Below are 18,899 nucleotides of genomic sequence, written 5' to 3'. Positions count from 1 at the left end.
AAATGCCGGTAACAGATAAATCCATATTGTCCAGACTCTATATCGTAGCGGCATGCCTAGTGGTTTTTGCAGGTGCGGTATTGTTCAAGCTGGTTTCCATCCAAGTTGTGGATGGTGAAAAATATATGGCATTGGCCGAAACCAGAACCACAAAAATGTTTACCATAGCTCCCAATAGGGGGAATCTTTATTCAGATGATGGAAGCTTATTGGCCACTTCCGTTTCTAAATACAATATACATTTTGATGCCGTAACGGTAAGTGAAAAGGACTTTAAGGAGAATGTGAAACCCTTGTCAGATGCCTTGGCGAAATTATTTAACAAGGAGTCATCGTATTACCAACAATTACTTAGAAAGGCCAGACAAAACCAAAACAGGTATGCCCTGATTGCTAGAAACCTGGATTATTCTGAATACATGGCTGTAAAGGGCTTTCCGTTATTTAAATTGGGCCCTTTTAAAGGGGGTATTGTCATTGAACAGAATACCAAAAGGGAGCACCCATTGGGTAAAATTGCGGAAAGAAGTGTGGGCTACGAGCGTGTTGACGAAAATGGATACCATACCAGAGTTGGAATGGAAGGTGCCTTTAGCGAATACTTGAGCGGTATCGAAGGTAAGAGGTCCAAAGTAAAAATCGCCAAAAACCAATGGAAGCCCATTGGGTATGATAACATTGTCGAGCCAAAGGACGGCTATGATGTCTATTCCACAATCGATATCAATATCCAGGATATAGCGCACCACGCCCTGTTGAAGCAGCTTGAAAAATATAAGGCAGACCATGGCAGCGTTATCGTCATGGAGACCAAAACGGGAGAGGTAAAGGCCATTTCCAATTTGGGCAGGACCACAGATGGCAAGTATTACGAACGTTTGAACTATGCCATTGGGGAATCCCACGAACCGGGTTCCACATTTAAGTTGGTGAACTTGGTAGCGGCCCTGGAAGATAAGGTAATCGATACCAGTACCGTGGTGGATACTGAAAAGGGAAAATGGAAAATTTATAACCATTACGTAAAGGACTCCAAGAATGGGGGGTATGGTAAAATTTCTGTATCGGAAGCGTTCGAGGTTTCTTCCAACACAGCCTTTGCGAAAATTATTCACAATAACTACAAGGATGATCCAGAGAAATATGTGAACCGACTCATGAGTATGGATGTTCATAAGCAACTGGGGCTTCCCGTGAAAGGAGAGGGCAAACCGGTCTTAAGGTATCCAGGGGATAAAGGATGGTCTGGACTATCTCTGGCCCAAATGGCCTATGGATATGAAGTGGCTATGACCCCACTCCAAACCTTGGCTTTCTATAATGCCATTGCCAATGATGGAGAGTTGATCAAACCTCGATTGATCAAAGAGGTGAAGGAATGGAACAAAACGGTCAAAAAGTTTGAAAAGGAGGTGCTGAACCCATCCATATGTTCCAAGGAAACGGCAAAAAAAGTACAACAGTTGTTAAAGGATGTGGTGGAAAAGAAACATGGTACCGGGCACGGTCTATATTCTCCAAATTTCTCCATGGCCGGTAAAACGGGTACATGCCAGAAAAACTATGTAAGCAAAGATCCAGATAAGCTAAAGTACATCTCCTCTTTTGCGGGATATTTTCCTGCGGATAACCCAAAGTATTCCTGCATTGTTGTAATACATGAACCGGACAAAAGTGTGGGCTATTATGGTGCCGATGTCTCCGGACCGGTTTTTAAATCCATTGCGCAAAAAATTTATGCCACATCCCCATTGATCGATGAGGTGGATGTTAAGGAAGTATTGGAAACTCGATTGGAGGATGCCTATCAGGGGTATTATGCCAATATCCAAAAACAATATAAGCAAGTTCCCAATGTAAGGGGTATGAGTGGTATGGATGCTATTTCAATATTGGAAAACCTGGGGCTGGAAGTAGAGGTGAAGGGGAACGGAAAGGTAAAGAATCAATCCATATCCAAGGGAACCGATTTAAAGAAGGTCAAAAAAATAGTATTGGAGTTATCGTGAAGATATTAAAGGACATATTGTACGGCGTTCATATTTCTGCAGTTAGTGGCACCACAAACTGCGAAGTGGTCTCGGTATGCTTTGACTCCAGAAAAGTACAAAAGGGAGATGCCTTTGTGGCAACCAGGGGCACCGTAACAGATGGTCATAAATTTTTGGACAAGGCTGTCGAACTTGGTGCCAGGGCGATTGTTTGCGAGAAGCTGCCAAGAAAAATGATGGATGGTGTTACCTATGTGGAGGTCGAAAATGGGCAACAGGCCTTGGCCATCATGGCGTCCAATTATTATGATACTCCTTCCAAAAACCTAAAATTGGTGGGCGTAACAGGAACCAATGGAAAAACGACAGTTTCCAGTCTGTTGTACCAATTGTTCAAAAAGGCGGGGTATAAAGTTGGCTTGTTATCGACCATTAAAATCATGATCGATGATACAGAATATCCTACGAGCCATACCACACCAGATGCCCTAGTAATCAACCATCATTTACGATTGATGAACGATGCGGGGGTTGAGTTTTGTTTTATGGAGGTCAGTTCCCATGGAATTCATCAGAAAAGGACCGAAGGCCTAATATTCGAAGGGGCCATATTTACAAATCTGTCCCATGATCATTTGGACTACCACAAAACATTTGCGGAGTATCGGGACACTAAAAAGAAACTGTTCGATAACCTTTCCAAAAAGGCTTTTGCGCTTACGAATATCGACGATAAGAACGGTTTGATAATGCTCCAGAATACCAAGGCAAAAAAGTTCACGTACGCCTTAAAAAATTATGCGGATTACAGGGGACAGATTTTGGAAAACCAATTCGATGGTCAGTTGCTCAAAATTGAAGATAATGAATTATGGATAAAACTTATAGGACATTTCAATGCCTATAACATGCTTTGTATCTATGCGGCGGCCGACCTATTGGGACTGGAAAAATTGGAGATTTTACGATTGTTGAGCGAGTTGGAAAATGTAGATGGAAGGTTTCAGTATTATATATCAAAAAATAAAATAACGGCAATAGTTGATTATGCCCATACGCCGGATGCTTTAAAAAATGTGCTTGAGACAATCAACACGTTGAGGACTGGAAATGAAAACGTCATCACCGTTGTGGGGTGTGGTGGCGACAGAGACAGATCTAAGCGTCCGGTAATGGGCAATATCGCTTCGGAAATGAGCAACAAGGTAATTTTCACTTCGGATAATCCAAGGACGGAATCGCCCAGTGCCATTATTGCTGAAATGGAAAGTGGCGTGGAACCTCAGAACGCAAAAAAATTTTTATCCATTGAAAATCGGGAACAGGCCATAAAGACGGCCTGCCAGTTGGCAGATGCCAATGATATTATTTTAATAGCCGGAAAGGGCCATGAAACCTATCAAGAAACCAATGGCAAACGCATTGATTTTGATGATTTTAAAATTGTAAAGGAATTGTTACAGGCCTTCGAAAAATAGGCACTTAAGAAAAATATATGTTAACCTACCTGTTCGAATATTTGGAGAAGCAATACCAGCTGCCTGGAGCGAGTCTGTTCCAGTTCAGCACCTTTCGTGCGGGTATGGCCATCTTGCTTTCCCTTATTATCGCCACGGCATATGGTAAAAAAATAATCCTATTTCTTCAAAATCAGCAGGTAGGTGAGACCATAAGGGATTTAGGTCTGGAAGGACAAAAGCAAAAGGCCGGTACTCCAACCATGGGCGGTGTAATCATCATATTGGCGACGCTTATTCCGGTACTACTTTTTGCCAGATTGGAAAATATATACATCATTTTGTTGATTTTCACCACTTTATGGATGGGGGTCATTGGTTTTATCGATGATTATATTAAGGTGTTCAAAAAGAACAAGGAAGGACTTAAGGGAAGGTTCAAAGTGATAGGCCAGGTGGTGTTGGGTCTTTTGGTAGGTGCGGTACTTTACTTCCATCCAGAGGTAACCATGCGCGACCATAATAAGACCATAATCACGGAGCAGTTTACGGTTGAGGAGGTACGTGGTGAGGAAATAAAGTCTACGATGACCACCGTACCTTTTTTCAAAAATAATGAATTTGATTACGGAAGTTTTATCTCTTGGATGGGAGAAGGGGCCAAGGAGTATGCCTGGTTGATATTCATTCCCATTATCATTTTAATTGTGACGGCTGTTTCCAACGGGGCAAACCTAACGGATGGTATCGATGGTCTGGCAGCGGGGACTTCGGCCATAATAGTATTTACCCTGGGGGTTTTCGCCTTGGTTTCCGGTAATATTATTTTTTCAGAATACTTGGATATTATGTACATACCAAGGGTAGGTGAGCTGTTGATATTCATCACCGCATTTGTTGGGGCATTGGTAGGTTTTCTTTGGTACAATACCTATCCGGCCCAAGTTTTTATGGGAGATACGGGCAGTTTGACCATTGGGGGGGTAATCGCGGTAATTGCCATAATCGTTAGAAAGGAATTATTGATTCCCGTCCTTTGTGGTATTTTTTTCGCGGAGTCCCTATCGGTCATGACACAAGTGGCGTATTTCAAGTATACCAAAAAGAAATTTGGGGAAGGCAGGCGTATTTTTTTAATGTCGCCCCTGCACCATCATTATCAAAAGAAGGGATATCACGAGAGTAAGATCGTAACCAGATTTTGGATTGTGGGCATTATGTTGGCCGTTGTGACCATTGTAACACTTAAGGTGAGATAGATGGCTTTTTTGGTAGTGCTTGGTGGTGGTGAAAGTGGCGTGGGTACGGCCATTTTAGGACAAAAAAAGGGATTTGATGTTTTCGTTTCCGATAAGGGAAAAATAAGGGAAAAATATAAAAACGTTCTTGAACATTTTGGGATTGATTGGGAGGAATCAAAACATTCCGAGGAAAAAATAATGAAGGCCGATGTGGTCATGAAAAGTCCCGGAATTCTAGATGCTGTTCCCCTAGTGAAGGAGCTGGTCAATAAAGGCATTCCCGTTATCTCTGAAATTGAATTTGCAAGTAGATACACCGATGCAAAAATCATAGGGATAACCGGAAGCAACGGAAAGACTACCACTACGATGCTTACCTACCATATTTTAAAAAGTGGCGGTTTGAACGTAGGTATGGCCGGTAATATTGGTGATAGTTTCGCAAAAATGGTGGCCGAGGAAAACTTTGATTACTATGTTTTGGAAATCAGCAGTTTTCAATTGGACGGTATCCGGGAATTTAAACCGCATATTTCCATAATTACCAACATTACTCCGGACCATTTGGATAGGTATGAATATAAGTTCGAAAACTATATCGCCTCCAAATTCTTGATCACCAAAAACCAAAAAAGGGAGAATTATTTTATCTATGATGCTGATGATGAAGTTATTGCCAATTGGTTGGAGGAACACCCGGTCAAATCCAAATTACTCCCTTTTTCCTTGAAGGAATCCTTGAAGGAAGGAGCCTGTATAGAAGAAAATGAAATTAAAATAACAACGCAAGTAGACACTATAAAAATGATGACAGACAGTTTAGCATTGGAAGGCCAACACAATTTAAAGAATACAATGGCTGCTGCCATGGTGGCAAAATTAGTGGGTATCCGCAAAGAAACTATTAGGGAATGTATTACCAATTTCCAAGGGGCCCCACATCGTTTGGAAAAGGTTTTGAAAATACACCATGTGCAGTATATAAACGATTCCAAGGCTACCAATGTAAATGCCACGTATTACGCTCTTGATAGCGTGAAGACGCCTGTGGTCTGGATAGTTGGAGGAGTGGATAAAGGTAATGAGTACAAGGAGTTGATGCCCTTGGTGCGGGAGAAAGTGAAGGCCATCGTTTGTTTGGGGGTCGATAATGAAAAAATCAAGGACACTTTTGGTAATGTAGTGGATCTATTGGTGGAGACCTATGCTATGGAGGAAGCGGTAAAAGTGGCCTACAAAATTGCAGAAAGAGGCGATACGGTGTTATTGTCTCCTGCCTGTGCCAGTTTTGACCTTTTTGAGAACTATGAGGACCGCGGGAATCAATTTAAGAATTGCGTAAAAAATTTATAAATAGTGCGAAACCTATTACAAAGTATTAACGGGGACAAAGCCATTTGGGCCATAGCGGCACTTTTGGCGTTGTTTTCATTTCTTCCAGTGTACAGTGCCAGTAGTAATCTGGTTTATGTAGTAGGTAATGGTACTACGGTAGGCCATTTGGTGAAACATGCCTTGTTATTGTTTTTAGGTTTTGGGATTATATACGGGGTTCATAAAATACCCACGCATTTTTTCAAGGGACTTTCTTTGATTGCCATGCCCATTGTGATCGTACTATTGATTTTTGTATTGGCACAGGGAACAACGGCAGGTGAAACCAATGCGAGCAGGTGGATACGATTGCCGCTTGTTGGGTTTGGATTTCAACCTTCGAACTTAGCGGCCGTGGTTTTGATGATCTATGTAGCAAGATATTTGTCAAAAGTGCGCGATATAAAGGTCACTTTCAAGGAAAGTATCTTGCCTTTGTGGTTGCCTGTATTTTTAGTCGTGGTCCTTATCCTTCCGGCTAACTTTTCTACCGCGGGAATTATATTTTCCATGGTCTTGATGTTATGTTTTTTGGGGGGATACCCATTAAAGTATTTGGTTGCAATCGTTGGTACGGGAATCGCTTGTTTGGCCCTTTTTATTTTGGTGGCCAAGGCCGCTCCTGATTTGTTTCCAAATAGAGTGGATACTTGGATGAGCCGTATCGATAGTTTTAGCAATCCGGAAGATACGGAAGGTACCTATCAGATAGAAAAGGCGAAAATCGCCATTGCAACGGGTGGCGTTATGGGAAAAGGTGCCGGCAAAAGCGTACAAAAGAATTTTCTGCCACAGAGTTCTTCGGATTTTATCTATGCCATCATTGTTGAGGAATATGGATTGATAGGTGGCTTTGCATTAATGTTTTTTTACCTGTTTTTACTATTCAGGATTGTAGTGGTGGCCAATGGTTGTAAAACCATTTTCAGCAAATTATTGGTTTTGGGAGTGGGATTGCCCATCGTATTCCAAGCATTGATAAATATGGCCGTTGCCGTGGAGTTGTTTCCGGTTACCGGGCAAAATTTGCCCTTGATAAGTAGTGGGGGTACTTCTAGTTGGATGACTTGTTTGGCCATCGGGATCATTTTGAGTGCAAGTAATAAAAATGCGGCACAGACCAAGGAAAGTAGTGTGGATATTGATGAGAGTAACCCCTTAGAAGTATTGAGTGGGCAATTATAGGTTTATCATTTCCGGAGGGGGAACAGGGGGGCATATTTATCCGGCAATTTCGATTGCCGACGAACTGAAACGAAGACATCCCAATGCGGAATTCCTTTTTGTGGGAGCAAAGGATAGGATGGAAATGGAGAAGGTTCCCCAAGCGGGATACAAAATTGAAGGATTGTGGATAACAGGGATACAACGGAAACTGACCCTTAAAAATCTAATGTTTCCATTTAAACTGATAAGTAGTTTGATCAAGGCAAGCAAAATAGTAAGCAAGTTTAAACCCCATGCCGTAGTGGGTACGGGCGGTTTTGCCAGTGGTCCTTTATTAAAGGTCGCTTCGGGCAGAGGTATACCTTGCGTGGTTCAGGAGCAGAACTCCTTTGCTGGCATCACAAACAAGCTTTTAAAGGATAAGGTGGCCAAGATTTGTGTTGCCTATGACGGGATGGAACGTTTTTTTCCATTGGATAAAATTGTAAAAACGGGTAATCCCGTTAGGGCGGATTTGATTGCCATCAATGAGGATAAAAGCGAGGCATTACGGTTTTTTGGTCTGGAAACAGGGAGAAAAACCCTTTTGGTGCTTGGAGGAAGTTTGGGTTCCAAAAGGATCAATGCCCTGATTGCGGATAATCTCGCGTTTTTTAAGTCTTTGGACCTTCAGTTGATTTGGCAATGTGGCAAGGGTTACATTAAGGACTATGAGAATCTAAATTCGGATAGGGTGAAGGTCCATGCCTTTTTAAATGATATGGCCAAAGCCTATGCGGCAGCTGACATGATAATTTCACGATCTGGCGCAGGTGCGGTTTCCGAGCTTTGTCTGGTAGGAAAACCTACCATTTTTATACCGTCGCCCGTGGTTGCGGAGAATCATCAGACAAAAAATGCGCAAGCATTGGTGGCCGAAGAGGCCGCCATCATGATCAAGGAAAATGATTTGGACGAAAACTTTGAAACGACATTTTTGTCGGTTTTCGAGTCAAGGGAAATCCAGGAAAGGCTTTCCAAAAATATTAAGGACTTGGCTTTGCCAAGTGCGACCAAGGACATTTGTGACGAAATTGAAAAATTGTTGAATTAGCCAACATGGAAATAAAGGACATACATAAGGTTTACTTCATAGGTATCGGAGGTATTGGTATGTCTGCATTGGCCAGATATTTCAAATTTATCGGTAAGGAGGTGGCCGGTTATGATAAGACCGAAACTCCTTTGACCATTGAACTATCCGGCCATGACATTTCCATTCACTATGAGGATGATTTAAAATTGGTCCCAAAACCATTTTTAAATTCCCAAGGAACCTTGGTGGTCTACACGCCTGCGGTAAAAACCACACATTCGGAATATCAATATTTTCTAAATAACGACTTTGTAATTAAAAAGCGTTCCGAGGTCTTGGGACTCATTACCAAGGATTCATTCTGCTTTGCAGTGGCGGGTACACATGGCAAGACCACAACTTCGAGCATTCTTGCCCATTTGTTAAAGGAAACAGGCACGCAGTTGACGGCATTTCTGGGAGGTATTTCAGAGGACTTCAATAGCAATTTTTTGTTGGAAGGAACGGATTATTCCGTTGTTGAGGCGGATGAGTTTGATAGGTCGTTTTTACGACTTTCCCCAAACGTGGCCTGCATTACTTCTATGGATGCCGATCATTTGGATATTTATGGGGATGCAGAGGAGTTAAGAAAATCCTTTCTGCAATTTGTGGAAAGAATAAAACCGGGAGGGAAATTATTTATTAGAAAAGGATTGCCCTTAGCGGGTATTACCTATGGAATTGAAGATGGTTCGGATTATTGCATCCGAAATATAAAAATAGAACATGGTGCCTACATTTTTGATTTGGGAACTCCGGATGGATCGATAACCGGAGTTAAGTTCAACAAGCCAGGAAGACACAATTTACTGAATGGTTTGGTTGCTTTTGCCATGGCGATACAAGCAGGTTCCCCACCGTATCGCCTGGCTGAAGCCTTGGCAACTTTTAAGGGTGTTCAAAGACGGTTTTCTTATAGGATTAAGCATGAGAATTTTGTCCTTATTGATGATTATGCACATCACCCTACTGAAATCGATGCCGTGTACGATGCCATCATGGAAATGCACCCCAATAAAAGGGTATTGGCGATTTTTCAACCGCACTTATTTAGCAGGACAAGGGATTTTGGCGATGATTTTGCAAAAAGTCTATCAAAATTTTCAAGTGTGCTGCTCATGGAAATTTATCCCGCCAGGGAAGAGCCCATGGAGGGAATAGACTCCGCTTGGCTTATGGAAAAGATGACCAATCCCCAAAAGAAAATCGTGGAAAAGGGAGAACTGGTATCGGAAATAAAGGCCCAAAATCCTGAAGTGCTTGTAATGATGGGCGCCGGTGATATTGGGTTGGAAATAATAAGAATAAAAAAGGAATTGGAGTATGCGCATTAATTGGAATTATTTAAAAATAGTTGCGTTGGTGTCAGTAATCATGGGGCTTTATGCATTTTCTAATAAGAGAAACCGCGATAAGAACGTGGTCGTTTCCAAGGTAGAATTTTTGGGTGATCAAAATTTGTATATCACTGAGGGAGCGGTTAATAAATTGTTAATACAAAATTATGGACGGCTCGAAAATGTGCCTAAAGAAAATATAGTTTTGAATACTATAGAAAAGGCCATTGAGGCCAATGAAATGGTGAAAAGTGCCCAGGTCTATATCACAATAGACGGTGAGCTAAGGTCTAAAATTGTTCAACGCAAACCCATCGGACGCATTGAGGGGAATTCAAAGTTCTATCTGGATGATGAAGGGAAACGTATGCCGTTTTCATCAAATTATTCGGCTAGGGTGCCTATTATAACAGGTAATATAACGGGTAAGAGCCTAGAGGATGTATACAAAATTTTGGAGTTTATAAACAAGGACGATTTTTTACGAAAGAACGTAATAGGTATTCATGTAAAGGCAGAGGATGATTATCAATTAAAGTTCAGGCTGAATCAATTTGTGGTGAATTTAGGGGATATTGAAAATTTGGAAACAAAGTTCAGCAACTTTAAGGCCTTTTATGCCAAGGCGAACAAGGATAACACTTTGGAGGACTTTGCGGAAGTAAGTTTGGAATTCAATAACCAGGTAGTGTGCACTAAAATATAACAACATGGAACAAGGAAATTATTCGGTCGGTTTAGACATTGGGACCACTAAAATTGTGGCCATCATCGGGAAAAAGAATGAGTATAGCAAAATCGAGATTTTAGGGATTGGTAAATCCAAGAGTCTTGGGGTGCATAGGGGAGTTGTTAATAATATCACACAGACCATAAAATCCATACAGCAGGCCGTGGAACAGGCAGAGACCAATTCTGGGCTTAAAATTGGTTCGGTAGTAGTGGGTATAGCTGGGCAACATATCCGAAGCCTTCAGCATAGTGATTACATTACCAGAAAGGATTCAGAGGAAGTCATCAATGAGGATGATCTGGATTCTTTGTGTAACCAGGTGTATAAACTCATCATGCTTCCCGGGGAAGAAATAATTCACGTGCTGCCCCAGGAATATAAGGTTGATGGCCAGGCTGAAATAAAAGAGCCCATTGGTATGTACGGGGGTCGATTGGAGGCGAATTTCCATGTAGTTGTTGGTCAGGTTTCCTCGATCAAGAATGTGGGCAGGTGTATAAAAAGTGCCGGTCTGGATTTGGGAAATATTACGTTGGAACCATTAGCCTCGGCCGATGCCGTATTGAGCATGGAGGAGAAGGAAGCTGGTGTCGCTTTGATCGATATAGGGGGCGGTACTACGGATTTGGCCATTTTTAAAGATGGGATTATTCGACATACGGCCGTAATTCCTTTTGGTGGCGGAGTTATAACCGAGGATATTAAGGAAGGTTGCTCCATTATAGAAAAACAGGCCGAAAGTCTTAAGGTGCGGTTTGGCTCTGCTTGGCCCGGGGAGAACAAGGACAATGAAATTGTATCCATACAAGGTTTAAGAGGGCGTGAGCCGAAGGAGATAACCCTTAAGAACCTTTCCAAAATTATACATGCCAGGGTAGTGGAAATTATTGAGCAGGTATATGTAGAGATCAAGAATTACGGTCATGATGAACAGAAAAAGAAACTGATCGCGGGGATTGTACTAACTGGGGGTGGCAGTCAATTGAAGCACTTAAAGCAATTGGTGGAATATATCACGGGAATGGATACGCGAATTGGCTATCCCAATGAGCATTTGGCAGGGGATTCTGATGAGGAAGTGGCTAGTCCATTATATGCTACGGCAGTAGGTTTGCTAATGAATGCTATTAGGAACCAAGAAAGGAAGTCGGCCATGCATGTTAACACTATAAGGAAAGAAGCAGAACCTGTAATGGCAGGTTTTGAAGAGGAGTCCACGGCGAACCCCAGAAAAAAGGAACGAAAATCCGTTTTTGACAAGTGGTCCGAAAAACTAAAGGATTTTTTGGATAACGCCGAGTAGAAAAAATAGAATAAGCACATAATAACCAGTAATATAAATAAGTATGAGTAATCACAACGAATTTGACAGTATCTCTTTTGATCTTCCAAAAAATCAAAGCAATGTCATTAAGGTCATTGGTGTAGGTGGTGGGGGTAGCAATGCCATAAACCACATGTTCCAGGCCGGTATCAATGGGGTTGATTTTGTTATCTGCAATACGGATGCGCAGGCCTTGGACAACAGTCCTGTTCCCATAAAGATTCAATTGGGTGTATCGCTGACGGAGGGATTGGGAGCTGGTGCCAATCCTGAAGTAGGTGAACAGGCTGCGATGGAGAGCATGGAGGATATCAAAGGCATGTTGGACCGTACCACAAAAATGATTTTCATTACTGCCGGAATGGGCGGGGGAACAGGAACTGGTGCTGCTCCCGTTATTGCCAAGTTTGCCAAGGAAATGGATATCTTAACGGTTGGAATCGTTACCATGCCCTTTCAATTCGAGGGTAAAATGCGTTGTGATCAAGCCCAACTGGGTATAGAAAAATTACGAAAAAATGTCGATTCCTTAATTGTAATCAACAATAATAAGTTAAGGGAAGTATATGGAAACCTTGGGTTTAAGGCAGGTTTTTCCAAAGCCGACGAGGTTTTGGCAACTGCCGCTAGGGGTATAGCAGAAGTGATTACCCACCACTACACACAAAATATTGACTTACGCGATGCCAAGACCGTTCTTTCCAATAGTGGTACGGCCATAATGGGTTCCGCCATTGCTTCAGGTTCTGCAAGGGCCAACGAAGCAATAATGAAAGCATTGGATTCACCGCTTTTGAACGACAATAAAATTACGGGCGCGAAGAATGTATTGCTGTTGATCGTATCCGGAGCTCAAGAAATCACCATCGATGAAATAGGAGAAATCAATGATCACATTCAAATTGAAGCTGGATACGGAGCCAATATCATCATGGGTGTAGGTGAGGATGAATCCTTAGGAGAGGCTATAGCGGTTACGGTTATTGCTACGGGGTTTAATGTGGAACAACAGGATGACATAGTAAATACCGAGGCAAAAAAAATAATCCATACACTGGAGGATAATCAAAAAGCAGAGGCGGAATTGCTTTCCGATTCGCGTACAATTCACACGTTGGAAGTAGAGGAGGAGGAAGAAACGGACAAGGAACTGGAGCGATATCAATTTTTAGATCCAGGAGATTTTGATCTGATTCCTACAACCAATTATATAAAAAACTTTAATGTCTTTTATGAGGAAGTAATTGCCGATGCTATTTCCGATGACGACTTTGTTATCATTGATGCCACGGCTAAAATTAGGGATATTGAAGTGGTGGAACCGGAAGTTTTGAAGTATAGCAGGGAAGAAAAAGATCAAGTCGCCATGAGTTTTGGTAAGCAAATGGAGGAGGAAGAAATAGAGAACGTTGTGGTTTTTAATTTTGATGATGAAATTAAGGATTTAGACGTGAACGATAGCGTAGAGGTAATTCCTGTTTTGGAGTATAATAAAAAGGGCGAGACCAGATACAGTTTGGACGACTATATGGAGTTGGAGAATAGGCTGACAGGCGCCAAATCCAAAGCTGAAGAGTTCGAACCCAAAATTATCGAAGATGAATTGGTTTTTGAGAAAAGAACCGTGGTATCTAGGGAAAACAGGAACCATGATACCTCTGTAGACCCTATGGAAACCCCTATTGAGGAATTGCTAAGGGAGCGGTTAGATGAAAGAAAAAGAACGCTGAAAAACTATAATTATAAGTTTAAAAATAGTTTGAGCAATATTGATGAAATTGAAAAGGAACCCGCTTATAAAAGACAGGGCGTCAATTTGAACGACAATCCACGAGAAAAAAAAATTTCCAGAACGACCCTCAGTGATGATAGCAATGATGAGATTCAATTAAGGTCCAACAATTCGTTTTTACACGATAACGTGGACTAGTATTGAGCCTAATAAACTTTTGAACCCGAAAACAAACATTGTTTTCGGGTTTATTATTTATCTTTGCAGACCAAAAACCACAATAGATGAGTTTACAGGCAAAGGTAATGGAACAGATGAAGGTGGCTATGAAAGCCAAGGATACGGTGGCCTTGGAATCTTTGAGAGCCATCAAATCCGCTCTTTTGTTGGAGAGCACTAGTGGTTCCGGTAAGGATATTAGTGAAGAGGATGAGATCAGGTTGGTTCAGAAATTGGTAAAACAGCGAAAGGATAGTGCTACGATTTTTATAGAACAAGGAAGAAAGGATTTAGCAGATCCGGAATTGGCACAAGTTGCAGTGATAGAACAATTTTTACCGGAACAACTTACTGAGGAGGAAGTCGAAAAAGTAGTTATACAAACCATCGATGCCACGGGTGCTTCGGGTATGAAGGATATGGGAAAGGTCATGGGTATCGTTTCCAAGGAATTGGCAGGGCAAGCGGATGGGAAGTTAATTTCCACGATTGTAAAGCAAAAATTAAGTTCCTAGATTAAGATAAAGGCTGGGTGGCGCTCCCAATAGCTATCGGGAGAAAAGCGCATCTGAGTGTTGGTTTTAGTTTTATAGTCTTAATGGCATATTTGAGTTTTTTGCTCATATATTGATAAATGGCCGCGTGGCGCAACTGAATAGCGCATCAGATTTCGGCTCTGAGGGTTGGGGGTTTGAATCCCTCCGCGGTCACTAAACGGGATTTTTCACGAAATGAGTGGAAATTCCCGTTTTTTATTTTCCTTGAGTCACCTGAAAATGAGGAGATTGCGCTGAAAATTTCATTGACTCGAAAAGTTTGAACTGCCTTGTTTTTAAAGTCATACCCGATCCCGTCCGGGAATACCATATATTGAATGGCCCTTTTAGTTTCCAAATCACCTAACTCCCATATTTTAGGGAGGTTACAAGCATAATTGAGTGCCATCTTTACCGACTTTTTGAGGTTTGAACTATTTATACCGCCCTTCTCCAATTTCATTTCCAGTTCCCTTTGTTTGGCCTTTAGCTCGGGCATGAAAAGGTCATACTGTGACCTTGAAATTTCGTTCAATAGAACGAACCTTCTTTCCAATGTACCTTTCCGCTCCTTTACCTGATCCAGTTCTTTTGTCAACCTTTTTTGGTCTTCCAATGCTTCCTGATTTTTATCCATCAGAGTATCGTGAATGATTTCGGTCAAGGGTTCGATATACTTTTTATCCACAATCGTATATTCGCCCAGAACGTTCAGGAACTCCTGATGGAGCTTTTTGGCACTTCTGTTCTCCCTACTTCCCTTTCGTCGGTTCTTGTAATAGTAAAGGCCCTTTTGCCGCACTATAAAGCCTGTGTATGGCGTACCGCAAACCGAAGACCTAACGAACTGTTTCAGAGGCAGGTTTTCGTCGTCATACGAATATTTTTTGGGCGAATCCCCAGTATGTAGCAGATCGTGTATCTTCAAAAAAACCTCTTTTGGAATCAGGGCCTCGTGTTTTCCTTGGACTACCTCTCCCGGAATCAGCCGATTGACAATAAGTCCACAATAAAAAGGGTTCCTGAAAAGATCGGTGAGCTTTTTTGCATTTATGCAAAGGCCCTTCTCTTTAAGCCTTTTTGCGATCTAAACATGGGACATATTGGCATTGGCCTTCCACAAAAAGGCCTGTTTTAAAAGCTTTCCTTCCTCTGTGATCACGAAATTTGGGGTCTTTCCTTTACCGGGATTGGTATTGGTATACCCGAATGGGTAAGCTCCGGTCCAATGGCCCCTTCGAAGCTTTTCCTGCATTCCAGTAATGGACTTGTCCCGTCGGACCTGGTTATCAAAATGGGAGAACATATGGTACAGGTTTTCCTGAAAGGTACCGGCACTTGTGGTCACATCGATTTCCTGTGTGGCCGATATTAAGGCGACCCCTTGCTTTTTCAACTGCTCGCTGATATAGGCACCGTTGGCGCCAGTACGGGAAAACCTGTCGTAGGAATAGACGATGATGTAGCCAATGTTCTTTCTCCTTTTGACATAGTTCAGCATCCTTTGGAATTCCCTACGCTCATCGCTCTTAGCGGATTCGTAGGTTCCCCCAAAATATTCCAATACGTCCAATTCCTTTCTGAGTGCGTATTCCTGGCAATATTTAAGTTGGGTGGACAGACTGGCATTGTTGTCGAATTGCTCCTTACTGGACACACGGGTGTAGATGACCGCCGTCTGGTTCCTTCCGATAATCCTTCCCTTTTCCTTTTTCGCAAATTGACCGAATACCTCTAAATTCATGTGCCCGTTTTTTGTACATGGCGACAAACTATGTTGGCGAGTTCCCGGAGCTGCTCCAAAATTCTTTCAGCTTCTTCCTCCGAATAATCCTCAAAACCATTAAAAGTTTTGAGCCATGTACTATTGAATGTTCCTTTTTTCTGCTTTGGTTCAAGTACTGAATTTGACATTACCTATACATCTCGGCAGCTCCTGTGTCCTGAAGGTTACTTCCGTATTTGTAATAGCAGGCTTTAATTTACCTTTTTTAATCTTGTGAATCCCTTGCGGGAACACCATTTTATCCCATACTTATCAATCATCGGTTAACAACCCTCGGTTTTTAAGAATGACCTACCTTTTTTCTAAAAATCCTGTTTACGCAGACAATCCTACCATTGCTTTGTTTGATTTCCAGATTTTGAAAATCGTGTTGTTTCAACATATCGATAATACGTTCGCCCGTTTGTAGTCTTTCCAGACCTTCGATTACATCTACCTCCCCATTTTTGATGATCAACTTAATGGACAGGAACCTTTTGTTCCGTATCATTTCCAGCACTTGGATTTCGGCGCAGGACAGTCTCAAGGATTTTAGCTTATCGTTTTTTTTCATGTGTTTGCATTTAGGGTGTTTCCTATAGACCTAGGCCTCTTCTTTTCTTCTTCCTTTTGGACCTTTTCCTGTTGTTCCCTTCTAGAAGTTCCAATTTAAATGGGTTCCAATCCGTAGCTTGTACCAAAGGTTCGACTACTCCAGTTCCTTTAATTTGTTCCAGATTATCTTTTGATTGTTGAGCAGTATTTTCAGTGCCTTCTGTACTTCCATTATTTCTTGGTTTAGGCCCGATTGACGTTCCATGGTCTCTTTCACCAGTAGGATGAGTTCCTCGTTCTTTTTCATTAGCCGATAGTACAGTTCTACGGTCTCTGTCTTGCTCATAATCGATGTGTTTGGTTATACTGTTCCATGAGAATTTTTTACCGAGCGTACTGCCTTTATATATTACATCCCGATAATTGAACGATATGCCCGAGACCCTTCCCGTGGTCTTGCTTATGTTGAATCTTGGGAATATATGTTGCCGTTCAAGTAATTTGATAAATTCCGTGGTATCCTTCGCACTTGAAATAGCCGAACCTATTTTGTCCTGAAGGACAAGTTTTATAGGTAAATCTCCCGTTCTTAGGGTCTTCTCTATTTCTTTTTGGGTAAGTGGTTTTTTTGCGTTCTTGTTACCTGCGATTTGGGTAAGCCCGTATTTCCTCTCCAGTCCGTTGAGTATCTCACGGCTTCTTCTTTTGATGTTGCTGTCACTTGTTAGTCTGCCGGAATACCTTACCCTGTTGGCTATGATATGGATATGTTCATGTTCCGTGTCCGTATGTCGGTACATTATGAACTGGTTGTTGTCAAAACCCATTTTCTCCAGATAGTCATTCCCAATGGAAGCAAAGTCCCTATCGTTCAAACTGTCCGAATGGGGCAGGTTCAAGGAAACATGAAGGACCGCCTTCCCTAGTCCTGGGCGCAGTTCCCTGATCAAATTGAATTCCTGGGTCATATTGACCGCCGTGGAATATTCGATATTGGAATCGATGACATACCCGACCCCTTCGTTCACCTTCTTTTCATTGTAGGCCAAGACCCCGTAAAAATCCTTCCCTATGGTTATCTTACCTATCATTCCCCGAAATATTCGATTTAAGGAATTGCAACAGCCTTTTTACCTCTTCCAATTGTTTATCGATGTTGTACGGGTCGCGGATACCGGAGTTGACGAACTTGGCCAGTTGGTTCAGGTTGTTGCCCACCTGGCTCAGCTCGACAAAAAGCTTTCGGTCAGTTGGACTTACCTTTTTCTTTGGAAGGGACTTTTCAGTGACCTTTCTTCGGATAAATTCGGCAATTGATAGCCCAATGGTCTTGGCATTATCGGAAACCTTGATATAGTCGTCAACGGTCATTCTGATATTGACCTGTATTATTTTCAACGACGTCGGTTCTTTTTTTGGCCTTCCCATTTTTTATGTTTTTTGTGAGCATCACAAAGCAACCTTCAAACGAAGTGCGTAGGGTTTTTGTTAGCAAAAACACAACTTGCTTCGTGACCTCCGATTAATTTTTGGCTAAACTATCGATGATTGGAAAATAAAAATGGGAGTAGTGTACATGAAATCATGTACACCAAAAGCAGGTTGCTAAGAAAAAAATTCGTAAGGGAATTTCTAGGGAATGGGAAGCATCTATAAGCTATATGTGCTTTTGGAATTTTCGACTGGAAAAGTTTGGGATAAGAATCATTTGATATCCAAATCAATATATTGCCATAATACCTAGAATATCATTTAAGTGTAAGCCTATAAAAATATCACGATAAACCTTCACTTTGGAGTCTTCTACAATCACCTCCCGAATCCTTTAGGGATCTCTAAATCAACTTTATTTCATGATTAGCCAATTCCCGGACCGGTCGCACAAATATCAAAATACACCTTGGCCTTCGGATTTTGCCTTACGGTGTCGGAATCATCCAGGGCCGCATACATCAATTGAAGTTCATGGTTGGCCAATTCCAAGGCGAGGGACTGGTCATAACCCACATCGACAAAATCTCTCCGTAAATTGGAATGAACAATATAGGCGTTCAGGACAAAATCAATGCGATAATCCAAATAACGTAAATAAGCGCTCAGCCATTGAAAATCATCCAGCAAGACCAAACAAAAATGAAGGTCGGGATGATGGTTACCGTTTCCTATTTGCCGCTCCCACTGGGCAATCAGCTTAGGAAAGGCCCGTCGGAAGCCTATTACTTTCCGTGTCAAAAAAAGGTTCTCGTCCATTTTTTGACTTAAAGTTAAGAACATTTATTTTCAATGTTCAGAATAATCGAAGGTAGTTAACAAACGTCTTTTTCTTCCCCTAACCACAAAGACCCAAAGCC

The 18,899-nt window shown here is 41.8% G+C and carries 18 protein-coding genes and 1 tRNA gene; 12 read left to right on the top strand and 7 right to left on the bottom strand.

Annotated features, from left to right (window positions below; all coding sequences use genetic code 11):
* The first annotated feature begins 2 nt into the window (after positions 1-2).
* The 12 genes from BFP75_RS05665 (at position 3) to BFP75_RS05610 (ending at position 14,402) form a co-directional block, all read left to right on the top strand.
* Positions 3-2,009, top strand: coding sequence for a penicillin-binding protein (locus tag BFP75_RS05665; RefSeq protein ID WP_099544146.1), 2,007 nt, complete (start codon positions 3-5; stop codon positions 2,007-2,009).
* On the top strand, positions 2,006-3,469 hold the full coding sequence (locus BFP75_RS05660) for a UDP-N-acetylmuramoyl-L-alanyl-D-glutamate--2,6-diaminopimelate ligase (protein ID WP_099544144.1): 1,464 nt from the start codon (positions 2,006-2,008) through the stop codon (positions 3,467-3,469). Before BFP75_RS05665 ends, BFP75_RS05660 begins: the two co-directional genes overlap by 4 nt.
* 17 nt (positions 3,470-3,486) lie before the next feature.
* Positions 3,487-4,707 carry a phospho-N-acetylmuramoyl-pentapeptide-transferase gene (gene mraY, locus BFP75_RS05655; protein WP_099544142.1) on the top strand — a complete coding sequence of 407 codons (1,221 nt, stop codon included), beginning with the start codon at positions 3,487-3,489 and terminating at the stop codon, positions 4,705-4,707.
* Entirely contained in the window at positions 4,708-6,042 is a 1,335-nt protein-coding gene (gene murD / locus BFP75_RS05650; RefSeq protein ID WP_099544140.1) for a UDP-N-acetylmuramoyl-L-alanine--D-glutamate ligase, read from the top strand. It begins immediately after the preceding gene.
* A gap of 3 nt (positions 6,043-6,045) precedes the next feature.
* Entirely contained in the window at positions 6,046-7,248 is a 1,203-nt protein-coding gene (locus tag BFP75_RS05645) for an FtsW/RodA/SpoVE family cell cycle protein (RefSeq protein WP_099544138.1), read from the top strand.
* The gene (gene murG / locus BFP75_RS05640) at positions 7,235-8,323 is read left to right on the top strand and encodes an undecaprenyldiphospho-muramoylpentapeptide beta-N-acetylglucosaminyltransferase (RefSeq protein WP_099544136.1); all 1,089 of its coding nucleotides are present in this window, start codon (positions 7,235-7,237) and stop codon (positions 8,321-8,323) included. The genes BFP75_RS05645 and murG overlap by 14 nt, the downstream gene beginning before the upstream one ends.
* Positions 8,324-8,328: 5 nt before the next feature.
* Positions 8,329-9,681 (top strand): UDP-N-acetylmuramate--L-alanine ligase, encoded by a 1,353-nt coding sequence (murC, locus tag BFP75_RS05635; protein WP_099544135.1) that lies wholly within the window; start codon positions 8,329-8,331, stop codon positions 9,679-9,681.
* Positions 9,671-10,390: a cell division protein FtsQ/DivIB gene (locus BFP75_RS05630; protein ID WP_099544134.1), complete on the top strand. Its 720-nt coding sequence runs from the start codon at positions 9,671-9,673 to the stop codon at positions 10,388-10,390. Before murC ends, BFP75_RS05630 begins: the two co-directional genes overlap by 11 nt.
* A gap of 4 nt (positions 10,391-10,394) precedes the next feature.
* On the top strand, positions 10,395-11,720 hold the full coding sequence (gene ftsA, locus BFP75_RS05625) for a cell division protein FtsA (protein WP_099544133.1): 1,326 nt from the start codon (positions 10,395-10,397) through the stop codon (positions 11,718-11,720).
* Between the two features lie 43 nt (positions 11,721-11,763).
* Positions 11,764-13,671, top strand: coding sequence for a cell division protein FtsZ (gene ftsZ / locus BFP75_RS05620; protein WP_099544131.1), 1,908 nt, complete (start codon positions 11,764-11,766; stop codon positions 13,669-13,671).
* Positions 13,672-13,757: 86 nt separating this feature from the next.
* On the top strand, positions 13,758-14,207 hold the full coding sequence (locus tag BFP75_RS05615; RefSeq protein WP_099544129.1) for a GatB/YqeY domain-containing protein: 450 nt from the start codon (positions 13,758-13,760) through the stop codon (positions 14,205-14,207).
* A gap of 121 nt (positions 14,208-14,328) precedes the next feature.
* Positions 14,329-14,402, top strand: a tRNA-Arg gene (locus BFP75_RS05610).
* Here the strand turns inward: BFP75_RS05610 and BFP75_RS22605 are convergent.
* The 7 genes from BFP75_RS22605 to BFP75_RS05585 all read right to left on the bottom strand — a co-directional run bounded on the left by BFP75_RS22605 (position 14,356) and on the right by BFP75_RS05585 (position 18,798).
* Positions 14,356-15,315: a recombinase family protein gene (locus BFP75_RS22605; RefSeq protein ID WP_317044510.1), complete on the bottom strand. Its 960-nt coding sequence runs from the start codon at positions 15,313-15,315 to the stop codon at positions 14,356-14,358. The genes BFP75_RS05610 and BFP75_RS22605 overlap by 47 nt on opposite strands.
* On the bottom strand, positions 15,316-15,972 hold the full coding sequence (locus BFP75_RS22305; RefSeq protein WP_240531705.1) for a recombinase family protein: 657 nt from the start codon (positions 15,970-15,972) through the stop codon (positions 15,316-15,318).
* Entirely contained in the window at positions 15,969-16,142 is a 174-nt protein-coding gene (locus tag BFP75_RS21745; protein WP_165776551.1) for a hypothetical protein, read from the bottom strand. The genes BFP75_RS22305 and BFP75_RS21745 overlap by 4 nt, the downstream gene beginning before the upstream one ends.
* Positions 16,143-16,294: 152 nt before the next feature.
* Positions 16,295-16,567 (bottom strand): hypothetical protein, encoded by a 273-nt coding sequence (locus BFP75_RS05600; RefSeq protein ID WP_099544127.1) that lies wholly within the window; start codon positions 16,565-16,567, stop codon positions 16,295-16,297.
* A gap of 22 nt (positions 16,568-16,589) precedes the next feature.
* Positions 16,590-17,639 (bottom strand): relaxase/mobilization nuclease domain-containing protein, encoded by a 1,050-nt coding sequence (locus BFP75_RS05595; protein WP_099544125.1) that lies wholly within the window; start codon positions 17,637-17,639, stop codon positions 16,590-16,592.
* The gene (locus BFP75_RS05590; protein WP_099544124.1) at positions 17,629-17,976 is read right to left on the bottom strand and encodes a plasmid mobilization protein; all 348 of its coding nucleotides are present in this window, start codon (positions 17,974-17,976) and stop codon (positions 17,629-17,631) included. Before BFP75_RS05590 ends, BFP75_RS05595 begins: the two co-directional genes overlap by 11 nt.
* Positions 17,977-18,405: 429 nt before the next feature.
* Positions 18,406-18,798: a hypothetical protein gene (locus tag BFP75_RS05585; protein WP_099544122.1), complete on the bottom strand. Its 393-nt coding sequence runs from the start codon at positions 18,796-18,798 to the stop codon at positions 18,406-18,408.
* Positions 18,799-18,899 lie beyond the last annotated feature (101 nt).

It is taken from the genome of Maribacter sp. 4G9, from assembly GCF_002742265.1.
GTDB lineage: Bacteria > Bacteroidota > Bacteroidia > Flavobacteriales > Flavobacteriaceae > Maribacter.
This window is presented reverse-complemented; position numbering and strand designations above follow the sequence as displayed.

Excerpts from the sequence above, each read along its gene's own strand:
- BFP75_RS05665 (WP_099544146.1), top strand. The coding sequence starts at position 3 with ATGCCGGTAACAGATAAATCCATATTGTCCAGACTCTATATCGTAGCG.
- mraY (WP_099544142.1), top strand. The coding sequence starts at position 3,487 with ATGTTAACCTACCTGTTCGAATATTTGGAGAAGCAATACCAGCTGCCT.
- murD (WP_099544140.1), top strand. The coding sequence starts at position 4,708 with ATGGCTTTTTTGGTAGTGCTTGGTGGTGGTGAAAGTGGCGTGGGTACG.
- murC (WP_099544135.1), top strand. The coding sequence starts at position 8,329 with ATGGAAATAAAGGACATACATAAGGTTTACTTCATAGGTATCGGAGGT.
- BFP75_RS05630 (WP_099544134.1), top strand. The coding sequence starts at position 9,671 with ATGCGCATTAATTGGAATTATTTAAAAATAGTTGCGTTGGTGTCAGTA.
- ftsA (WP_099544133.1), top strand. The coding sequence starts at position 10,395 with ATGGAACAAGGAAATTATTCGGTCGGTTTAGACATTGGGACCACTAAA.
- ftsZ (WP_099544131.1), top strand. The coding sequence starts at position 11,764 with ATGAGTAATCACAACGAATTTGACAGTATCTCTTTTGATCTTCCAAAA.
- BFP75_RS05615 (WP_099544129.1), top strand. The coding sequence starts at position 13,758 with ATGAGTTTACAGGCAAAGGTAATGGAACAGATGAAGGTGGCTATGAAA.
- BFP75_RS22305 (WP_240531705.1), bottom strand. The coding sequence starts at position 15,972 with ATGAATTTAGAGGTATTCGGTCAATTTGCGAAAAAGGAAAAGGGAAGG.
- BFP75_RS21745 (WP_165776551.1), bottom strand. The coding sequence starts at position 16,142 with ATGTCAAATTCAGTACTTGAACCAAAGCAGAAAAAAGGAACATTCAAT.
- BFP75_RS05600 (WP_099544127.1), bottom strand. The coding sequence starts at position 16,567 with ATGAAAAAAAACGATAAGCTAAAATCCTTGAGACTGTCCTGCGCCGAA.
- BFP75_RS05595 (WP_099544125.1), bottom strand. The coding sequence starts at position 17,639 with ATGATAGGTAAGATAACCATAGGGAAGGATTTTTACGGGGTCTTGGCC.
- BFP75_RS05590 (WP_099544124.1), bottom strand. The coding sequence starts at position 17,976 with ATGGGAAGGCCAAAAAAAGAACCGACGTCGTTGAAAATAATACAGGTC.
- BFP75_RS05585 (WP_099544122.1), bottom strand. The coding sequence starts at position 18,798 with ATGGACGAGAACCTTTTTTTGACACGGAAAGTAATAGGCTTCCGACGG.